The following is an 18,211-nucleotide window of genomic DNA, read 5'->3' on the forward strand; positions in this document are numbered from 1 at the left end:
GGTCCCGAATGTTCCATGAGCCCTGGTATACCGATGCCGTGATCTACGGCATCGACGTCGAGAAGTTCGCGGACGGCAACGGGGACGGCATCGGGGATTTCATCGGGCTTGCCGAGCGCCTGCCGTATATCGCCGAGCTCGGCGTCACCTGCGTCTGGCTGCTGCCGTTCTTCGGTTCGCCGGGACGGGACAACGGCTATGACGTGTCGGACTATTACGCCGTCGATCCGCGAATGGGCACGCGCGACGATTTCCTCTTCTTCCTGCATCGCGCCGGCGAGCACGGCATAAGGGTCATCATCGACCTCGTCGCCAACCACACCTCCGACCAGCATCCCTGGTTCCAGGCCGCGCGGCGTGACGAGAAGTCCCGCTACCGCGACTACTATGTCTGGCATACGGACCCACCCCCGGTGGAGCCGAACACGCATTCGATTTTCCCGGGCGAAGAGACGAGCGTGTGGACCTATGACGAGATCGCCAGGGCCTACTACTTCCACAAGTTCTACAGCTTCCAGCCGGACCTCAACATCGCCAACCGGGAAGTGCGCGAGGAGATCCTGCGGGTCATCGATTACTGGCTTGCCTTCGGCATCAGCGGCTTCCGCATCGATGCCGCGCCGCTGATCATCGGCGACAACGGCCTCCACCGCGCCAACCCGAGCGACCCGCACGGGGTGCTGCGCGAGATGGCGCTCTATGTGCGCGAGCGCCGGGACCAGGGGGTGCTGCTGGGCGAGGTGAACATGCCCGCCGAGAACCTGCGGAACTATTTCGGCGACGGCGACCAGATGGGCCTGCTCTTCAACTTCTCGCTCGCCTGCTATGTGTTCGCCGCGCTCGCCCGCGAGGACGCGAGCCCCATTTCCAATGCCGAGGCGCTGCTGCCGCAACCGCCGCCCGGATGCGGCTGGGCGAATTTCCTGCGCAATCTCGACGAACTCGATTTCTCCCGCGTGCCGCAGGACCTGCGCAACGACGTTTTCGCGACCTTCGCTCCCAAGCCCGAGATGCAGGTCTACGATCGGGGCGTGCGCCGGCGGCTGGCCCCGATGCTCGGCGGCGACCAGCGGCGTATCGAGCTGGCCTTCGCCATCATCATGGCTGTGCGCGGCGCGCCGCTCTTCGTCTATGGCGACGAGATCGGCCTCGGTGAGGACCTTTCCGCCAACGGTCGCGAGGCGGTGCGCCTGCCCATGCAATGGGACGCGTCACGCAATGGCGGGTTCTCCAAGGCGCCGGCCTCCCGGTTGCCGAACAGGCCCCTTTCCGACGGACCGTTCTCCTACAAGAAGGTCAACGTCGCCGCCCAGCAGGACGACCCGGATTCGCTCCTCAACCGCGTGCGCGGGCTGATCTACACGCGCCGCGAGAACAAGATCTTCTCGCAAGGGCGCATCGCCTGTCCGACCGTCAGCGACAAGTCGGTGTTCGCCTACTCGTATCAGGACGGCACCCAGACGGCGCTGCTGCTGCACAACCTCGCCAACCGCAAGGTGAGGGTCGAGGTCGATACGACGTTTCCCGCCGAAGCGTCCTTCCGCGATCTCCTGACCGGAGCGCCGATCGCCCCGCAAGACACCGAACGGTTCGAGCTCGGGCCCTATGCCTATCAGTGGATCGTCGCGAGGCGGGAATGACGGTGCTCTTCGGCTACCACGCCTCCCACGAGCAGTTCTCTCCCCGCGATCTCGTCGATCATGCCGTCGCGGCCGAAAAGGCGGGTTTCGACTGCGTGATGTGCTCGGACCACTTCGCGCCGTGGAGCCGCGCCCAGGGCCATTCGGGTTTTGCCTGGTCGTGGCTTGGCGCGGCGATGCAGGCGACGACGTCTCTGCCCTTCGGGTTGATCACCGTCCCCGGCGGCTGGCGCTACCATCCGGCAATCGTCGCGCAGGCGACGGCGACGCTGACCGACCTGTTCCCCGACCGCTTCGCCTGGCTGGCGCTCGGCAGCGGCGAGAAGCTCAACGAGGCGGTGGTGGGTCAGGGCTGGCCGAGCAAGGCCGAGCGCAACGAGCGTCTGCGCGCCGGGGCCGAAATCCTGCGCGGGATGTTCGACGGCGAGCGCGTTACCCGGAATGGCCCGCTGCGTGTCGAGAAGGCCGAACTCTATACGCGCCCCGCCAACCCCGTCCGCCTCGTTGCCGCGGCGCTCTCGCCCGAAACCGCCGAGTGGGCGGCAAGCTGGGCCGATGGATTATTGACGGCCTGCCAGTCGCCCCGAGCGCTCGAGGAGATCATCGCCGCTTTCCGCCGTGGCGGCGGGGAGGCCAAGCCGGTTTATCTGCAGGTCCACGTGTCGTGGGCGGAAAGCGAGGAGGCTGCGCGCGCCAACGCCTTCGACCAGTGGCGCAGCAATGCCGTCGATGCCTATGCCGCTGAAAACCTCGACACGCCCGAAGCCTTCGAAGCCGAAACAGCCGATGTGTCTGCCGCCGATATGGACAAGTACGTTCGCATATCCGCCGATCCCGCCAGGCATGTCGAGTGGTTGCGCGGCGATGCCGGAATGGGGGTCGACGCGATCTACATCCACAATGTGGGGCGCAACCAGCCTGCGTTCATCGAGATGTTCGGCCGGCAGGTGCTGCCGGCGCTCAGAGGGGCGTGACCGAGACGATCTTGCCGACGACGGCGCCGGTCGAACGGATGGCCTTGAGGCGCGCCTCGGCATCTTCCCAGGAGTAGGCCCAAAGGGTGAGCGTGAAGCAGCTCTCGCCATGCCAGTAGTCGATGGCGAAGCAATAGAGCGGAATGCCCTGCGCGTCCTCGGTGACGCAGTCCGGGTCCGGCATCATGTTGCGCTCGCGGATTTCGGCCAGATTGATCACATCGCCCATGGGCATCTCCTGTCTGAAGGGGAACAGAGGCGCGCGGCAAAGGTTCCGGCACTGATCGGGGCAGGTCGAGCCGAACCGGGAGGGGGGCTTGTTCGTTTCTTTTCCAACGGCACTGCAAGAGGAGAAGGCTCATGCCGGCGAAATCGAAATCCCAGCAGAAGGCCGCTGGCGCGGCTCTTTCGGCCAAGCGCGGCGACACCAAGAAGAGCGAGCTCCAGGGCGCTTCCAAGTCGATGTACGAGTCGATGAGCGAGAAGGAGCTCGAGGAGATGGCTTCGACCAAGCGCAAGGGCAAGCCCGAGCACGCATCGAAGTCCTGACGAAATCGGGGCCTACCGCTCGTAGGTGCCGATCAGCTCCGCTTCCTCGAGCATGTGGCGGCGCGCCGCATGCCAGATTTCTTCAACCCCGGCATCTTCAGGGACGCCGAGGTTCGGCACGTCGAGAGCTGCGATCCGGAAGATGTAATGGTGAACGCCGTGACCGCGCGGCGGCTGCGGTCCATCATATCGATGCGCGCCGAAATCGTTCCGCGCGAAACGCACGCTACCGCTCGGCTTGCTGCCGAATCCTTCCTGCAGCTCGGTTTGTCCGCCCGGAATGTCGAAGACGCCCCAGTGGCGGAAAATTCCGCTCGGCGCGTCCGGGTCCTCGACGATCAGCACGAAACAGCGCGTGCCGTCCGGCACATCCGACCAGATGAGGTGCGGCGAGAGGTTGTCCGCATCGCGCGCATGGCGGGCGGGAATCGGCTTGCCGTCGGCAAAGGCCGTGCTGGTGAGCATCAGGGGCATGGGGTGGGTCTCCGAGGCGGAAGGAGGGGTGCGGGCGCTAACCTGGGTCAAACGCCCGCACGGGGCTCACACATATTTGGGGGGCTCGTTTTCGTCCGGATTGGGAAAGGGCTCCTCGGGCGGAGGAACGTCCGGGTCCGGTTCGCGCTGGGGCGTAGGATCGGGCTCGGGCTTCGGATCCGGATTGGGCTGAGGCTCCGGCTCGGGCGTGGGCGGTTCGCCCGGCGGGATATAGAGGTTGAGCTGATACAAAATGCGCCTCTCCTGCACGATGAGTGGTGTTCGCCAGGCCGATATTCCGGCTCTGGGCAATCAACTGTTCAACAGCCAGAAGGTTCGCCGCCCGGGCGCAACCGGTCGGGCCGGCATTCGTTGGCCCAGAAGGTAAAGCAAGGGAGTATGACCATGTCCGGAAAGAAGATCGGTGCACGCGCCCAGGGCCAGCACGGGGCAAAGTCGGTCGGTCCCGACGACGGCGTCGAGCGCCTCGACGAATTCGATCTCGCCTCCGACATCAAGGGCCGGAACAGCCTGCAGGGGCTCGACCAGGAGCGGGCGAACAGCCAGCGCCAGGCACAGGCCGGCGAGAAGGGCGAGACCGATGGCCTCATCGAGAGCTTCGAGAAGCTCGACAAGGACGAGCGCGCCCGGCGCGACCTCGGCAAGCGAAACTGAAGGAGGGTACGATGCAATCCCCCAAGACGCACGAGCAGCACCGCAAGATCGTCGAGAAGCGCATCAACACGAAGAACGCACCGGCGGACTTCGATACCCGCCGGGACCTGAAGCGCGCCGAGGGGCGCGACGACGAGTTGCAGGATGCCAAGCCCGCCTCGGGCCTCGGGCCGGACATGAGCCGGGGCGACCGCTCCATCAAGCGCGGCACCAGCCAGGAAACCGAGCACACCAAGAAGCGGGCGGACTAGGTCTCCGGCCGCGCCAGCGCAACTCTGGCCTTCTGCCGGAGCTGCGGGTCGCCCTCGGCCAACACATCGAGCAACGCTAGGTTCTCGGCACGGTAGACCCGCCAGAAAGCCGGGTCGTGCCGGGAGATGGTGCGACTGTTGTCGATGATGTCGGCAAGCTTGATCGTCTTGGCTTCGGGCGGCGCCTTGGCGGTGTGGACAAGGTCCAGCGCTTTGCGGGCCTTGCGGTTGCCGTGCTGCGGGCGGGAAACGTCCGTCAGCCAATCGACGAGTTCGGCCACCTTCGGTCCGAACGTTTCGCGGATTACTGAAAGGTCGATATCGGTGTCCTCCACGACGTCGTGCAGGAGCGCGGCGCAGACCATTTCCGGCGTGTGCGGCACGCCCGCCACCAGCTCGGCGACCGCGATCGGATGGACGATGTAAGGCATGTCCGAATATTTACGCTTCTGGCCCTGCCGGGCGTGCGCATCGCGCGCGAAGGTATAGGCCGCATTCACGGCGTGCGAGCCGCCGAAACGGTCGAGAAAGGCCCTTTCGATGCGCGCGGTTTCCATTGCCGCATCGCCGGGCAGGTCTCTCGCAGTCCTATCGGGTTTCATGTCGCTCCAACGAGGTATCGGGTGGTCGCGGTTCCATGCCGCCGTTCGGCTCGATCCAGAGTTCGCGCACCGCAACCATCAGCACCACGGTCAACGGCGTGCCGAGCAGCACGCCCAGCGGACCGAAGACGATGCCCATCGCCAGGAGCGAAAAGAGCCCCAGCGCCGGCGGCAGGTGGACTGTGCGCTGCTGCACGACCGGCACGATCAGGTTGTTCTCGAGCTGCTGGACGAGAAGATAGAGCCCCGCCACCCAGAAGACCATCGTACCGCCTTCGGAGGCGGCGACGACGACGGCGGGAACGACGGCGAGGATCGGCCCGACGAAGGGGATGAACTCGAAGAGGCCGGCCACGATGCCGAGCGCGACAGCCGAGGGAACGCCGATGATCGTCAGGCCGATGGTCGTTGCCACGCCCACCACGACCATGGTCAGCAGCTGGCCGAGCATCCAGTGCTGCAGCGCCTCGCCGCACCTGTCGAGGGCATCGGCGAACCGCGCGCGAAGCTCCGGCGGAAAGAGCGCGACGAGGCCGCGCTTGTAGAGCCCGGGAGCCCAGGCGAGGTAGACGCCGCCGACCAGCACGAGCGCCAGCCCGCCCACGGCGCCGACCAGTCCGGACGTGTAGCCGGCAATGTTGCGCGGCGCGTCGGTGCGCAGGATCAGGCGCTCGGCATATTCGGTCAGCCGGTCCCAGAGGTCGAGGATGCCCACATAGCGCCCGAGGGTGTCGATCATGTCGGGGAGCTGGACGGCGAGGCCGGCCAGCTGGTCCTTGACTTGATTGCCGAGGAGCACGCCGGCACCGGCGAAGACGGCGACCGCGGCAGCGGCGGCGAGCGCCACCCGCCAACGATGATCGAGGGGCAGGAAGGCAAGCAGGTTTGCGCCGCTGACCAGCACCGCCGCCACCACGACCGATCCGAAGGCGAGCAGCAGCACCTGCACGGTGTTCCAGGCGAGGAGCGCGATGGCGATGACCGCAGCCGCCGCCAGGATCACGCGCAACGCGCTGCTGTTCACCCGGCGCTGGCGATCGAGGTCGCGCATGACGGCTGGCCCGACGGCGCCCGGTCGACGCTAGTTCGGCGCCGCCTCGATCACTGCGCAGGCGATCCTGTCGCCGGAATTGCCGCTGGGATCGGTGACGTAGTCGTCTGGATCGGCATGGACGACGAGGGCCGAACCATTGTCGTCGAAGAGATAGCCGTCTTCGCCCTCGACGAGCGAGACCATGTCGTTCGTCACCTCGACGACCGCCCGCCCGTCCGCGTCGGCTATGATGTTGTGGATATCGCCGGCATGCGGGCCCTCGGGATTGTCGAAGCCGTGCTGATGGTCGGCGACGTCGAAATGGTCTCCGGCGGATTCGAACGCATCGGCCGGGTCGCAATCCCCGGTCTCATGGATATGGAAGCCGTGTTCGCCTTCGGGAACGCCCATCTCCAGGGCACCGGTGATGTTGACGCCTTCCGGAGTCTGCAGAAGCGTTACCGCGCCGATCTCGTTGCCTTCGACGTCGACGAAGTTCGCCGTGGCACCGGGATTGGTGTCCTGCGCGGTGGCGGCGCCGGTGAGAAGCGCCAGAGACGCGAGCGTCAGGATGGTCGTCTTCATGATATCCTCCGGGCTGGGAGTGCTGTGGGAAGGCACTCCCTTGGCAAGGGAGTGCCCGCTGCTTTATTCGGTTCCGGGCAGGGCCCAGGCGATCACCTGGTCGCCGATGGGCGTTTCCATGAAGTGGTGCCCGCCCGGGGCGATGGCGATGAACTGCCGCCCGTCGACTTCGTAGCTGATGGGCGTCGTCTGCCCGCCCGCCGGCAGGACCTCGCTCCAGACGACATCTCCCGTCTCCATGTCGATGGCCCGGATGAGGTTGTCGGTCGCCGCCGCGATGAAGATCAGCCCGCCGGCGGTGACCAGCGGCCCGCCATTGTTGGGGGTGCCGATATCGAACGGCAGGAAGGTCGGCAGGCCGAACGGACCGTTGGCCCGCGCCGTCCCGAGGGGCTTGTCCCACAGGGTCTCGCCGGTGGCGAGGTCGATGGCGCGGATGCCGCCATAGGGCGGCTGCTTGCAGAGGAGGCCGGTCCAATCTTCCCGCCAGCCGGCGTTGACCTCGATGGCGTAGGGCGAGCCGAGCTGCGGGCCGGGTTCGTCCGCCTCGGCATCGTATTCCGGCTCGAAGATCGCCCGTGCGTTCGGCGCTTCCTCGCGCGGGACGAGGCGATTGTGGTTGGGCATGTCGTTGTAGTTGGCGATGAGGATGCCGCGCTCCACGTCGACCGCCATCGAGCCCCAGTCCTGCCCGCCATTGTAGCCCGGATACTGGATCCAGTAGGCGTCCGACGTCGGTGGGGTATAGACGCCCTCGTAGTTGGCCAGGTGGAACTGGATACGGCACCAGAGCTGGTCGATCGGCGTCATGCCCCACATGTGCTTCTCGTCGAGATCGGGGAAAAGCAGGCTGTGGTAGGTCGAGAACGGCTGGACGGGCGAGAGATAATCCTGCTCGACGCCCATGTTCGTCGGCACCTCCCGCTCCTCGACGGGGAACAGCGACTCGCCGGTGCGCCGGTCGAGGATAAAGATGTCGCCCTGCTTGGAGGAGAGGATGATGGCCGGCACGGTGCCGCCATCGGCGGGGAAGTCCACGAGGCTCGGCTGGGAGCCGAGATCATAGTCCCACACGTCGTTGTAGACCGTCTGGAAGTGCCAGACGTCGTCGCCCGTCGCCGCGTCGACTGCGACCAGGGACGTCGCGTACTCGTTCTCGAGCTCGCTGCGGTTGCTGCCGTAATAGTCGACGGACGAGTTGCCGAGCGGCAGATAGACGAGGCCCAGTTCTTCGTCGGCCGCAGCAATCGTCCACATGTTGGGCGTGCCGCGGGTATAGACCTCGCCTTCGGCGGGAGCGCCGCGGTTGTCGGGGTTGCCGAGGTCCCAGGCCCAGGCAAGCTCGCCGGTGACGGCGTCATAGCCGCGCACGACGCCCGAGGGCGCATCCTCCGCCTGGCCGTCCCGCACCTGTGCGCCCATCACGGCGACGCCGTGGACGATGGTGGGCGGGGAGGTGATGGAATACCAGCCCGGCACCGTGTCGCCGATGCCTTCTTCAAGGTTCACCTCGCCATTGGTCCCGAACTCCGTGCAGAGCTGGCCGGTCGTGGCGTCCACCGCGATGAGGCGTGCGTCGAGCGTGCCCCAGAGCACGCGCCGGGCGCAGAGTTCGTCGGGGCCGGCGTCGGGCACCTCGAAATAGGCGACGCCGCGGCAGGTCGCGCCATAGGGAATGGCGTCCTCCGACACCTCCGGATCATAGCGCCATTCCTCGAGCCCGGTCGCCGCATCGACGGCAATGGCGATGCCCATGGCCGAGCACAGGAAGAGGTCGTTGCCGACCTTGAGCGGCGTGTTCTCGGGCGAATACTCGCCACGCGCCGCTTCGCTCGGCATGTCGCCGGTCCGGTATTCCCAGATGCGTTCGAGCTGGCCGACGTTCTCCGGCGTGATTTGGTCGAGGGAGGAGAAGCGGTTGGCATGGTAGTCGCCGCCATAGGCCGGCCAGTCGGCTCCCACCGGCAAGACCGGCAGCGCGCCCCGCGCCGCTATGCCGGTCGCGGTCGTCGCGGCGGGCTGCGCTTCGGCAGGGGCGGGCTCTTCCGGCGCGGCAGGAGGCTCGGTTTCCGCCGGGGGCGCAGTTTCGGCTTCCGGAGCCGGAGCTTCGGTCGCCGGAGCCTCCGGGGCAGGCGTGGTTTCCTGTGCGCTCAGGCGATGTTCGGTTTGGCCCAGCAACATGGCGGCTGACGCAACGAGGCCGAAGGCGACGACGGCGCCCGCGGCCACGGCCTCGCGCCGCCACGTGCGGTGCCTGCGCAGCACCGGCAGCGTGAGCAGCACCAGCACCAGCATCACGGTCGGCGCAACGAGCCGGGGCACCTGCGCCCAGCCGTCGAGGCCGGCTTCCCAGAGCGCCCAGAGCACGGTGCCCACGAACGTCACCAGATAGACCCAGATCGCCAGCATCGAGCGCTGGAAGAGGAAGAAGGCCGTCGCGAGCAGGCCGATGCCCGCCAGGACGTAGTACCAGGACCCGCCAAGAGCCGCGAGCCAGGCGCCGCCGCCTGCGATCAGCGCGCCGAAGATCGCGACAATCACGGCGAGCAGCATGACCGCCCAGTATCCGAATCCATGTCTGCGGCGGTCTTGGTGGCGTGTATCGGTCATGCGTGGAGCTCCCTTGTTCTAATTCGCAAACGAACGCATCCGGCAAGCGTTCCGCCCGAGCCCAAGCCGATTGACGGCGCCGGGACGAATTCGTGCGCAAGGACGGAACGCCGCCCCGCGTCCACTCGTTTTCCGGTGCGTGACTGAGCCGGGATTGGCAGCTCCGCTGCCAACTGGAGTCGAACAATGACAGAGATACGCAGTGCCGCTCTCAGCGGCAGCAGGGTGCTGGTCGTGGAAGACGACCGGGCGCTGGGAGAGGACCTTTGCCGCTACCTGCGCGAGAACGGGGCCACCGTCCTCGGGCCGGCCCCGACGGCATATTATGCCTATAGCCTCTTGCTCGGCCGGCGCGGCGTCGACGGGGCGATCCTTGACGTCAGATCGCACGCAAGCGCCATATTCGAGCTGGCGCGGCGTCTGCGCGAGCTCAACGTCCCGATGCTTTTCACCACCGGGTCGGATCCCGATATTCCCCCCGAGTTCGGCAGTGCGCCTCGCATCCTCAAACCGCTTTCGACTGGGGAGGTGATCGAGCAGGTTCGCCGGCTCGTGCGGCGGCAGGATGCCGGCACCGCGCGGGCGCCGGCCGCGTCTCCGCTCCGCGTCAACCCTCTCTCGCTCGATCTGCGCATGGGCCGGTTGGTGGCAAGGGCGCTGCGCGACAGGATCAATGCATAGGCACGGCGGCGCGGCCGGCCCGGTCGTAGCCGAGGCTGTGCGGCTCGAAGAGCGCGAGGCGCCCGAGGCTGTCGACGTCGTATAGCGTGACGACCCCCTTGCTCATGCCGACGAGGTGCCTGCGCCGCAACTCCTGCAGGGTCCGATTGACGTGCACCGAAGAAAGCCCCAGCGCGTCGCCGAGATCGGCCTGGGTAGCGGCGAAGGAAAAGCTTCCGTCCTCGACCAGTCCCACGCGGCGCATGCGCAGTTCCAGTTCGCACAACAGGTACGCCACGCGCTCCAGCGCATTGCGCTGGCCGAGGCTGATCATCCATTCGCGCATGATGGCGTCGTTGACCGCGCTGGCCGAGAGCATGGCCCGCATGAAGACCGGATAGGTCTCGCTGGCGGCCACGAAGGCTTCGACGGGAATGCGCGCGACCGCCACCGGGGAGAGCGCGGCAACGCTCTGTCCGACAGTCCCTGACGAAAGGAAGCGGTAGTCGCAGATGTCGCCTGGCACGAGGAATGCGGTGATCTGGCGGCGTCCGTTGGGCAGGCGCCGGAAGCGGCAGGCCGAGCCCTGGATCAGCACGACGATCCTGTCCGAAGGCGCTTCCTCCTCGAGGATGTGCTGGTGAGCCGTGTGCCGGTTGAGAGCCTTGACGAGGTGCATCAGGTGGGTGAGCTCCTCCTCCCTCATACGGACGAGACCCGCGAGATTGGCGAGAAAAGGCCTGATGCTGACGAGATTGCGGTCGGTCACGAGGCGGTCCGGTGAGTGGTGGGCTGCAGCTTGAACGTCGCATCGCGACAAAGGTTGTGGCTCGCGCGCAAAAGCGCGCGCGAGGCGACTTAACCCAGGTTAGGCGAGCGTGAGGGGGTGATCGGTTCCCGCTTTTCTTGCCGAGCCGCATATCTTTACCCGCATCAAGTTGCGGCTTTCCGGACCTCGTTCTGGAACGCGCCGCCGGCGATGCCCGTTTGCTAGTGCACCAACCATCAGAAGCTGTGAGGACTAGCAATGGCCGAAAACAAGAAGCTCGAAGATCTTTTCGAGGATACGCTTCGCGACATCTATTATGCCGAGCGCCAGATCACCAAGGCGCTGCCGAAAATGGCGAAGGCCGCGCAATCCGAGGAGCTGCGCAAAGGCTTCGAGCAGCACCTCGAGCAGACCGAGGGCCATATCGAGCGGCTCGAGCAGGTTTTCGAGCTTCTCGGCAAGCGGGCCCGCGGCAAGACCTGTGACGCCATTCTGGGCATCATCGACGAGGGCAAGACCATCATGGACGAGTTCAAGGGCTCGGCCGCCCTCGATGCGGGCCTGATCTCGGCCGCCCAGGCGGTGGAACACTACGAGATCGCGCGCTACGGCACCCTCAAGACCTGGGCACAGGAGCTCGGAATGGCGGAGGCCGTTCGCCTGCTCGACGCAACGCTGAGCGAAGAGATCCAGACCGACCAGAAGCTCACGCAGATCGCCGAAGCCTCGGTCAACCTCAAGGCGGCCTGAGCCCGGCGACCACCAGGAGACATAAAGCGCCGGAGGCCTTCGGGTCTCCGGCGCCTTTATGTTGGAAGGACTTAGCCGTTATTTGTTGGTGCGGCCCCGCTGGTTCGGATCGATGCCGCCGGCGCGGGTGGTGTCGTTCATCACGTCGCCTTCGACGGTGTTCTCCCCCGCCATCGGATTGGCGTCTCTATCCAGGCCCGGCGATTGGCCGATGCCCGGATTGCTGTCGAGATCGCGGTCGGCAGCATCGGCGCGCGCGTCCCCGCGTGAGAGCGTGACTTCGTCGCTGGCCTGCTGCCAATGCTCTTCGGCGCGGCCCTCGGGCCGGCCCTCCGTTTCCCAGATTTGATAGGCCCGCAGTCTGATCTGCTCGTCGGTTGCCGGTGTTTGCATGGTTTCCTCCTGCTGTTTCGGAAAGAACGCAGCCGGCAGGCAAACGCTCCTGCGAGGAACGCCCGGTGAGGGTCGCGGGTTGTGTTGAGGCCAACAGCAAGCGGAGGACAGACAAATGCGCATAAACGAGATCATGACGCGCGAGGTGCGCACGGTGACCCTCGAACACAGCCTTCAGGATGCGGCACGCCTGATGGGCATTATCGACGCAGGCTTCCTGCCGGTCGAGGACAACGACCGGCTCGTCGGCACCATTACCGATCGGGACATGGCGCTGCGGGCCCTCGCCGAAGGGCTGGGACCGGAAACGCCCGTCTCCGAGGTGATGAGCCGGGAGGTCAAATACTGCTTCGAGGACGAAGACGTCGAGCACGTGGCGCGCAACATGGGCGAGATCCAGGTACGCCGCCTGCCGGTCGTCAACCGCGACAAGCGCCTCGTCGGCGTCGTCTCGCTCGGCGACATGGCGATAGACGCGCTCTCGGCGGATGCGGCCGAGACGGCACTTTCGGGCATCTCGCAGCCCAACGCGCGCGCCCACTGAACCGGATTCGGCCGGCCATCTCCTCCTCTGGTACCGGCCGGCAGCTGAGGGGACCTCGCGACCGCTGCCGAGGCCCCTTCAGTGGCTCAGCGCAGTTGTGCGCAAGCCGGCAGCAGCAACGCGCCGAGACCGGCATAGAGCATTGCCAGCAGAGAAAGCGCGGCGAGCGCCCGCATAACCCAGGTGAGGAATGGCCACGTTTCTCCGCTTGGGCGCGTGCCTGTCGCCAGCTCGTAGGCGGCTCCGGGCCTCAAGAGCGCCGCCGCCGCCAGTCCCATGCAGAGTGCCGAGACGATGAGGATGAGCCCTGCCACCAGCAGGTTGCTTCCGCCTTGCCCTGTGCCGATGCCATAGGCGCAGAGCGAGGATTGCGGGCCGTAGATCAGCGTGAGCTGCACTGCCCACAGCAGGGGCCCGAGGCAGAGGAAGACGAGGGTGCCCATCGCCTGCCGGCTCGGTGAACCTTTTGCCATCGCCTCACCCGATCAATCTTGGAAAACCATGGATCAGCACCAGGCCGAACAGCGCCTGGGCGCTGGTGTAATAGTAGAGCAGGGCCGCGTTGTCGAAGTTGGCGCGCCGGACTGCGTCGACATGTCCGCGTATCTGCCGCGCCGCGGCAAAGAGGCAGAGCACCACCGTCGCCGCGACGGTCTCGGCAACGAGAAACGCATTCATGTAGACGAGCGCCCCATAGGATGACGCCGTCGGCGAGAGGCCCGTCCCGAGATGTCCATAGATCTCGAGCGCCAGCGCGCCGGCAAGGAGCAGGGCCGCCAGCGCCAGCACCGCAGGCGCTGCGAATGACCGCGCGCCCTCCGCCGGCAGTCGGCGACCGGCCCAACGGATCGCGATGCCGCCCCCGACCATCAGCACGGCCGAGCCCAGGGGATAGAGCAGGGGCGGCGGCTCCGGCGAACCGCCCGGCGGCCAGACCTCGGGCGAGACGGTCCAGAGATAGAGATAGGAAAAGAAGTAGGAGGCATAGAGTGCTGCTGCGACCAGCATCAGCACCACCATCGCCCACCAGCTGTGCGATTGCGGACCGGATGCATAGGTCGGCACCCGGATGCCGCCGCCGATATCGACCATGCCCTTGTCCGGCTTGTCGAGCTGCCAGCCCCAGGCGATGAACGAGATGACCGCGATGACACCGCAGGTGAGCGACAGCTCCACCTGCTTGATGGTCAGCAGCAGGAAGAAGCCGGCGGTGAACACGGCGGCCGAGACATGCGTCCAGCTCGGCTGGGGCATTTGCATGATGTATTGCGGCTCCGCCTCGATCGGCGAGGTGACGAGCGTCTCGCGCCCGCCGGTGACGGTGCCGGGCAGGTAGTGGCGGCCCTGCTCGATCTCCTCGGGCAGCGAAGGGTTGTCCCAGACCGGATCGCGGCTGGTGACGCGCGGGATGCTGCGCATCGAGTAGTTGCCGTTGGGCATGAATTCGAGCGTACCCGCGTTCCACGGGTTGCGCGGTCCTTGCAGCCCGAAGCGGAAGTTGAGCGCGACGTCGACGATGAAGACCAGGACGCCGGTCGCGAAGGTGAAGGCGCCGATGGTCGAGATGGTGTTGAGCAGGTCCCAGCCCATGTTGCCGGGATAGGTCCACACCCGGCGCGGCATGCCGGCAAGGCCGGTGATGTGCATGGGGAAGAACGTGACGTTGAAGCCGATGAACATCAGCCAGAACGCCCATTTGCCCAACCGTTCGGAGAGCATCCTGCTGCTGATGACCGGCGCCCAGTAATAGAAGGTGGCAAAGAGCGGGAAGACCATGCCGCCGACCAGCACGTAGTGAAAATGCGCCACGACGAAGTAGCTGTCGTGCGCCTGGAAATCGAACGGCACCACGGCCACCATCACCCCGGTGAGACCCCCGAGGGTGAAGATGAAGAGGAAGCCGAGGATGAAGTGCGAGGGCACGCTCATCCGCAGTCTTTCGCGGCCGGCGGCGATGGTCGCGATCCAGGAGAACACCTGGATGCCCGAGGGGATGGCGACCGCCATGCTCGCCGCCGAGAAGAACGCCAGGCTCAGGGCCGGAATGCCCGTCGTGAACATGTGGTGGACCCAGAGCCCGAAGCTGAAGAAGCCCGTGGCGATCAGCGCGACGACGATCAGCCGGTAGCCGACCAGCGGCGTCTGCGCCATTGTCGGCACCATCATCGAGACGAGCCCGGCCGCCGGCAGGAAGATGATGTAGACCTCCGGATGCCCGAAGAACCAGAAGAGGTGCTGCCAGAGGAGGGCGTCGCCGCCGAGCTCTGCGGTAAAGAACGGCCAGCCGAAGGCGCGTTCGATCTCGAGGAGCATCGTGGCGAGGATCACCGCCGGGAAGGCGAAGACGATCATCGAGGCGAAGATCAGCATGCCCCAGGCAAAGATCGGCATCCGCGCCAGCGTCATGCCGGGCGGCCGGGTGCGCAGCACGCCGACGATGATCTCGATGGCGCCCGCGATCGCCGAGATCTCGATGAAGCCGATCCCCAGGAGCCAGAAATCGGCGTTGTCGCCCGGCGAATACTCGGTCAGCGTCAGCGGCGGATACATGAACCAGTCGCCCTTGGGGGCGAGGTCGTAGAAGATCGTCGAGAAGAAGACGAGCCCGCCCACGATATAGGCCCAGATGGCGAATGCGCTGAGGCGCGGATAGGGCAGGTCGCGCGAGGCCATGATCTGCGGCAGCATCATCACTCCCAGCGCCTCCACCACCGGCACGGCGAAGAGGAACATCATCGTCGTGCCATGGACGGTGAAGAGCTGGTTGTAGAGATCCTGGCCGATGAAGTCGTTGTCGCCGAAGGCGAGCTGGGTGCGCATGAGGAGCGCGAGGATTCCTGCCAGCACGAAGAAGAGGAAGGCGGCCGCGATATAGAGCGGGCCCACGAAGTTGTTGTTGATCTCGGTTAGGATGCGGATGCCCTTGGGCATCTCCCAGGCGCGCTCCAGTGCCTCGAGCTCGCCTTCGGGACGCGGCAGGCTGTTGGGGAACTCGTCGTTGCGGGGCGTTCCGTGCGGCGCGTCGCTCATTTCAGCCCCTCGAGATAGGCGGAAAGATCGTCGAGCTCTGCCTCGGTGAAGATCTCGTAGGCGGGCATCTTGTTCTCGGGCTTGATGTGCTGGTTGTCGACGATCCACTGGCGCATGGCCGCGGCATCGTTGGGCAGCATGCCGGCTCCGATCGAGCGGCGCGCGCCGATATGGGTGAGGTCCGGACCGATGGTGCCGGTCGCCTCGGTGCCCCGCACCGCATGGCATGCGCCGCACCCGGCCGAAAGGAAGAGCGCCGCGCCGCGCTCGGCCGCCTCGCTTGCCGGCGGAACGGCCGGACCCGCCTCCTGCCGCATCCAGGCATCGAATTCCTCGCGCGGCTGGGCGACCACGTGGAAGGACATGAAGGCGTGCGCGCCGCCGCAATATTCGGCGCATTGCCCACGGGTGACGCCGGGCTGCGTCGCTGTCAGGGTCAGCGTATTGGTGCGGCCCGGGATCATGTCGAGCTTGCCGGCAAGGTTCGGCGCCCAGAAGCTGTGGATGACGTCGGCGGAGGTCAGTTCGACGGCGACCGGCTCGCCGACCGGCAGATGCAGCTCGTTGGCGGTGTCGAACGTGTTGCCTTCGGCATCGGTATAGGTCACCCGCCACCACCAGAGCTCGCCGCTGACGGCGATGCGCAGCCCGTCGCCTGCCGGCGGAGTCCTCGCTCCGGCGCCGAGGATGAGCAGGCCATAGACGAGCAGCACCGTCAGCACGACCGACGGGAAGGCGATGCCTGCCCCGTTGATGAAAGGCTCGCTGGAGAGCGCCCGTCGCACCCGCGCGCCGCCGAGCATGGCAACGGCCGTGATGGCGATCACTCCAACAAAGATGATCCCGCCGCCGATGGTCATCACCCAGAAGAGCGTATCGATCCGCTCCGCCTCGGCCCCCCGCGGCATGAAGGCGGACTGGCTGCCGGCGCAGCCGCCGAGGGCGGGGAGGATGAGGAGCAGGAGGATCAGTCGGCGCATCATGGTCCGTCCCCTCCGTCACGGGGCAGGGGCAGCCAGGAGAGATAAAGGCTCACCGCCTGCGCCTGCTCGGGAGTGAGGCGCTGGGCGACGGTCGCCATGATGGCGCCGTATCCGGTCTCGGCGCGGATGCCGTTTCGCCACAGCTGCAGTTGGCCCATCAGGTACGCCGCCGGTTGCCCGGCCAGCAGGGGAAACTGCGGGTTGGCGCCCATGTGGCAGGACGCGCAGGCCGGCACGCCCGTTTCCGGAACGCCATTCATGAAGATCTGCCGGCCGGCTTCCACGTCTTCGCCCTGAAGATCGCTCGCAGGCGCGAGCGCGGTCAGCCCCGCGTAGTACTCGGCAAGTTCGGCGATCTCATCGTCGCTCATCTCATGGGCGATGGGCTGCATCATGCCGCTCGGCCGTGTGCCGTCGCGATATTCGGTGAGCGCCCGCGCCAGATAGGCCGCCGACTGGCCTTCGAGCCGCGGCACGAGGTCGTCGATGAGATCGGTCTCGTCGTCGCCGTGGCAGCGTACGCAGTTCTCGAAGGCGATGCGGCCGGTGCCGGGTTCATCCACCTGCCCCTCGGCAAGCGTGGCGTCGTAGACCTGCGGGCCTTCGCGATGCACCTTCAGCAGGAACGCCACGACCGGCCACACCTCGTCGGCCCGTTCTATCGCCGGCCAGGCGGGCATGCCGGTGTATTTGAGGCCGTGGTGAATGATGGTGAAGAGCTCGGCCGCCTCGTAGTCGCTGGCCGCGTGATAGAGATCCGGAGGCGCCGGCAGCATGCTCGTGAACACCGGATTGAGCGGTTCCCCGGGCACGCCGTGGCAGGCGGCGCATCCGCTGCGGTAGTGTTCCGCGCCGAGCATGGCGAGACCCGGATCGGAAAGGTCCGGCACGTCGACGCCTTGCGCCGAGGCGTTGACGGACTGGTCGCGCAACTGCGCGATCAGCCAGGTGACGATCCCGAAATGATCGCGGCTGGCTCCGATATTGTACACGCCCGACCAGATGAAGAGCGTGCCGCCCAGCAGCAGCACGCCGAGCACCACCAGCACCGCCTCGCCCAGGCGTCGCAGATAGCCGCTCCGGTCGCTCGAATCCCGCTCGCGCTCAGCCATTCCGCGCGGCCTCGCGTTCGAGCGACAGGAACCAGCGCGTGGAGATGACGATGCCGATCAGCACATAGCTCAGCGGGCAGGCGGTGAGCATGATCAGGCCGGCGAGCTGTTGATCCGCAAGCCCGTCGGCAGCCATGTGATGGGCATGCCCTCCCATGTCGAAGAGCTGGCGCGGCGCGAAGACCAGCAGCGCGCCGAGCAGGCAGAAGAGCTTGCCCGTGACGATGAGGGCGAAGATGGCGCGCCAGCGCCCGGTCGGCGGGGCCGAGGCGATGGACATCCAGAACCAGAGCGCCGCGAGCGCGAGGCTGAGGTGCATCGCGATCATCGCCAACGGTTGCGACATGGCGAAAGCGAGGGCCGGCGGGGCGTGCCAGATCCAAAGCAGCGCGAGCTGGCAGGCGGTCGCCACCGGCCAGGATTTCCAAAGCCATGGCCCGCCGCGCAACGACAGGCCGAACACCGCGGCCGGCACGATGAGGTTCATCACCACGACGTGCTGGAGCATATGAAGGCTCAGGGGACCGAAAGCGGTATCCATGCCGAGGGTTTCAAGCATCGTGCGCCGTTTCCGGTT

22 protein-coding genes are annotated in these 18,211 nt (G+C 66.5%); 8 read left to right on the forward strand and 14 right to left on the reverse strand.

Going from position 1 to position 18,211, the window contains the following annotated elements; all coding sequences use genetic code 11:
* Positions 1 to 8: 8 nt before the first annotated feature.
* Together VE25_RS05655 and VE25_RS05660 are read left to right on the forward strand one after the other, a co-directional pair.
* On the forward strand, positions 9 to 1,640 hold the full coding sequence (locus VE25_RS05655; RefSeq protein WP_046107625.1) for an alpha-amylase family protein: 1,632 nt from the start codon (positions 9 to 11) through the stop codon (positions 1,638 to 1,640).
* Positions 1,637 to 2,614 (forward strand): TIGR03885 family FMN-dependent LLM class oxidoreductase, encoded by a 978-nt coding sequence (locus VE25_RS05660; protein ID WP_046107626.1) that lies wholly within the window; start codon positions 1,637 to 1,639, stop codon positions 2,612 to 2,614. The genes VE25_RS05655 and VE25_RS05660 overlap by 4 nt, the downstream gene beginning before the upstream one ends.
* Here the strand turns inward: VE25_RS05660 and VE25_RS05665 are convergent.
* The gene (locus VE25_RS05665; RefSeq protein WP_046107627.1) at positions 2,601 to 2,843 is read right to left on the reverse strand and encodes a hypothetical protein; all 243 of its coding nucleotides are present in this window, start codon (positions 2,841 to 2,843) and stop codon (positions 2,601 to 2,603) included. The two genes, VE25_RS05660 and VE25_RS05665, sit on opposite strands and share 14 nt — an antisense overlap.
* A 131-nt stretch (positions 2,844 to 2,974) precedes the next feature.
* Between VE25_RS05665 and VE25_RS05670 the strand changes: the two genes are divergently transcribed.
* On the forward strand, positions 2,975 to 3,163 hold the full coding sequence (locus VE25_RS05670) for a DUF3008 family protein (protein ID WP_046107628.1): 189 nt from the start codon (positions 2,975 to 2,977) through the stop codon (positions 3,161 to 3,163).
* Positions 3,164 to 3,175: 12 nt separating this feature from the next.
* Here the strand turns inward: VE25_RS05670 and VE25_RS05675 are convergent, their stop codons facing one another.
* Complete coding sequence (locus VE25_RS05675; protein WP_046107629.1) at positions 3,176 to 3,637, reverse strand: YbhB/YbcL family Raf kinase inhibitor-like protein; 462 nt, start codon at positions 3,635 to 3,637, stop codon at positions 3,176 to 3,178.
* Between the two features lie 66 nt (positions 3,638 to 3,703).
* Positions 3,704 to 3,889, reverse strand: coding sequence for a hypothetical protein (locus VE25_RS23100; protein ID WP_046107630.1), 186 nt, complete (start codon positions 3,887 to 3,889; stop codon positions 3,704 to 3,706).
* 153 nt (positions 3,890 to 4,042) lie between these two features.
* Here VE25_RS23100 and VE25_RS05685 point away from each other — a divergent pair, with 153 nt between their 5' ends.
* Positions 4,043 to 4,312, forward strand: coding sequence for a hypothetical protein (locus VE25_RS05685; protein WP_046107631.1), 270 nt, complete (start codon positions 4,043 to 4,045; stop codon positions 4,310 to 4,312).
* An 11-nt stretch (positions 4,313 to 4,323) separates the two neighbouring features.
* The gene (locus VE25_RS05690) at positions 4,324 to 4,563 is read left to right on the forward strand and encodes a hypothetical protein (RefSeq protein ID WP_046107632.1); all 240 of its coding nucleotides are present in this window, start codon (positions 4,324 to 4,326) and stop codon (positions 4,561 to 4,563) included.
* On the opposite strand, the gene VE25_RS05695 is transcribed toward VE25_RS05690, so the two are convergent.
* From VE25_RS05695 to VE25_RS05710, 4 genes are all read right to left on the reverse strand, one after another.
* Positions 4,560 to 5,165 carry an HD domain-containing protein gene (locus tag VE25_RS05695; protein WP_201776045.1) on the reverse strand — a complete coding sequence of 202 codons (606 nt, stop codon included), beginning with the start codon at positions 5,163 to 5,165 and terminating at the stop codon, positions 4,560 to 4,562. The two genes, VE25_RS05690 and VE25_RS05695, sit on opposite strands and share 4 nt — an antisense overlap.
* Complete coding sequence (locus VE25_RS05700; protein WP_052731747.1) at positions 5,152 to 6,216, reverse strand: AI-2E family transporter; 1,065 nt, start codon at positions 6,214 to 6,216, stop codon at positions 5,152 to 5,154. Before VE25_RS05700 ends, VE25_RS05695 begins: the two co-directional genes overlap by 14 nt.
* Before the next feature lie 30 nt (positions 6,217 to 6,246).
* Entirely contained in the window at positions 6,247 to 6,783 is a 537-nt protein-coding gene (locus VE25_RS05705; RefSeq protein WP_046107633.1) for a superoxide dismutase family protein, read from the reverse strand.
* Between the two features lie 63 nt (positions 6,784 to 6,846).
* Entirely contained in the window at positions 6,847 to 9,393 is a 2,547-nt protein-coding gene (locus VE25_RS05710; protein WP_046107634.1) for a membrane-bound PQQ-dependent dehydrogenase, glucose/quinate/shikimate family, read from the reverse strand.
* 186 nt (positions 9,394 to 9,579) lie between these two features.
* Here VE25_RS05710 and VE25_RS05715 point away from each other — a divergent pair, with 186 nt between their 5' ends.
* Complete coding sequence (locus VE25_RS05715; RefSeq protein ID WP_052731748.1) at positions 9,580 to 10,074, forward strand: response regulator; 495 nt, start codon at positions 9,580 to 9,582, stop codon at positions 10,072 to 10,074.
* On the opposite strand, the gene VE25_RS05720 is transcribed toward VE25_RS05715, so the two are convergent.
* Positions 10,064 to 10,822 carry a Crp/Fnr family transcriptional regulator gene (locus VE25_RS05720; RefSeq protein ID WP_052731749.1) on the reverse strand — a complete coding sequence of 253 codons (759 nt, stop codon included), beginning with the start codon at positions 10,820 to 10,822 and terminating at the stop codon, positions 10,064 to 10,066. The genes VE25_RS05715 and VE25_RS05720 overlap by 11 nt on opposite strands.
* A 258-nt stretch (positions 10,823 to 11,080) precedes the next feature.
* On the opposite strand from VE25_RS05720, the gene VE25_RS05725 reads away from it, so the two are divergent.
* On the forward strand, positions 11,081 to 11,572 hold the full coding sequence (locus VE25_RS05725) for a YciE/YciF ferroxidase family protein (RefSeq protein ID WP_046107635.1): 492 nt from the start codon (positions 11,081 to 11,083) through the stop codon (positions 11,570 to 11,572).
* Positions 11,573 to 11,650: 78 nt separating this feature from the next.
* Here the strand turns inward: VE25_RS05725 and VE25_RS23285 are convergent, their stop codons facing one another.
* Positions 11,651 to 11,965: a DUF2934 domain-containing protein gene (locus VE25_RS23285; protein ID WP_083988742.1), complete on the reverse strand. Its 315-nt coding sequence runs from the start codon at positions 11,963 to 11,965 to the stop codon at positions 11,651 to 11,653.
* A 115-nt stretch (positions 11,966 to 12,080) separates the two neighbouring features.
* On the opposite strand from VE25_RS23285, the gene VE25_RS05735 reads away from it, so the two are divergent.
* Positions 12,081 to 12,509: a CBS domain-containing protein gene (locus VE25_RS05735; RefSeq protein WP_046107636.1), complete on the forward strand. Its 429-nt coding sequence runs from the start codon at positions 12,081 to 12,083 to the stop codon at positions 12,507 to 12,509.
* 86 nt (positions 12,510 to 12,595) lie between these two features.
* Here the strand turns inward: VE25_RS05735 and VE25_RS05740 are convergent, their stop codons facing one another.
* From VE25_RS05740 to VE25_RS05760, 5 genes are read right to left on the reverse strand one after another with little or no spacing between them, the layout of a single operon-like run.
* Complete coding sequence (locus VE25_RS05740; RefSeq protein WP_152664516.1) at positions 12,596 to 12,982, reverse strand: hypothetical protein; 387 nt, start codon at positions 12,980 to 12,982, stop codon at positions 12,596 to 12,598.
* 4 nt (positions 12,983 to 12,986) lie between these two features.
* The gene (locus VE25_RS05745) at positions 12,987 to 15,539 is read right to left on the reverse strand and encodes a cbb3-type cytochrome c oxidase subunit I (protein ID WP_046107638.1); all 2,553 of its coding nucleotides are present in this window, start codon (positions 15,537 to 15,539) and stop codon (positions 12,987 to 12,989) included.
* Positions 15,536 to 16,522, reverse strand: a complete 987-nt coding sequence (coxB, locus tag VE25_RS05750) for a cytochrome c oxidase subunit II (RefSeq protein ID WP_046107639.1) — start codon at positions 16,520 to 16,522, stop codon at positions 15,536 to 15,538. The genes VE25_RS05745 and coxB overlap by 4 nt, the downstream gene beginning before the upstream one ends.
* Positions 16,519 to 17,634, reverse strand: a complete 1,116-nt coding sequence (locus tag VE25_RS05755) for a c-type cytochrome (protein ID WP_046107640.1) — start codon at positions 17,632 to 17,634, stop codon at positions 16,519 to 16,521. Before VE25_RS05755 ends, coxB begins: the two co-directional genes overlap by 4 nt.
* On the reverse strand, positions 17,627 to 18,193 hold the full coding sequence (locus VE25_RS05760; protein WP_083988743.1) for a cytochrome c oxidase assembly protein: 567 nt from the start codon (positions 18,191 to 18,193) through the stop codon (positions 17,627 to 17,629). The genes VE25_RS05755 and VE25_RS05760 overlap by 8 nt, the downstream gene beginning before the upstream one ends.
* Positions 18,194 to 18,211 lie beyond the last annotated feature (18 nt).

The sequence above is a fragment of the Devosia geojensis genome, assembly GCF_000969415.1.
Lineage (GTDB): Bacteria > Pseudomonadota > Alphaproteobacteria > Rhizobiales > Devosiaceae > Devosia > Devosia geojensis.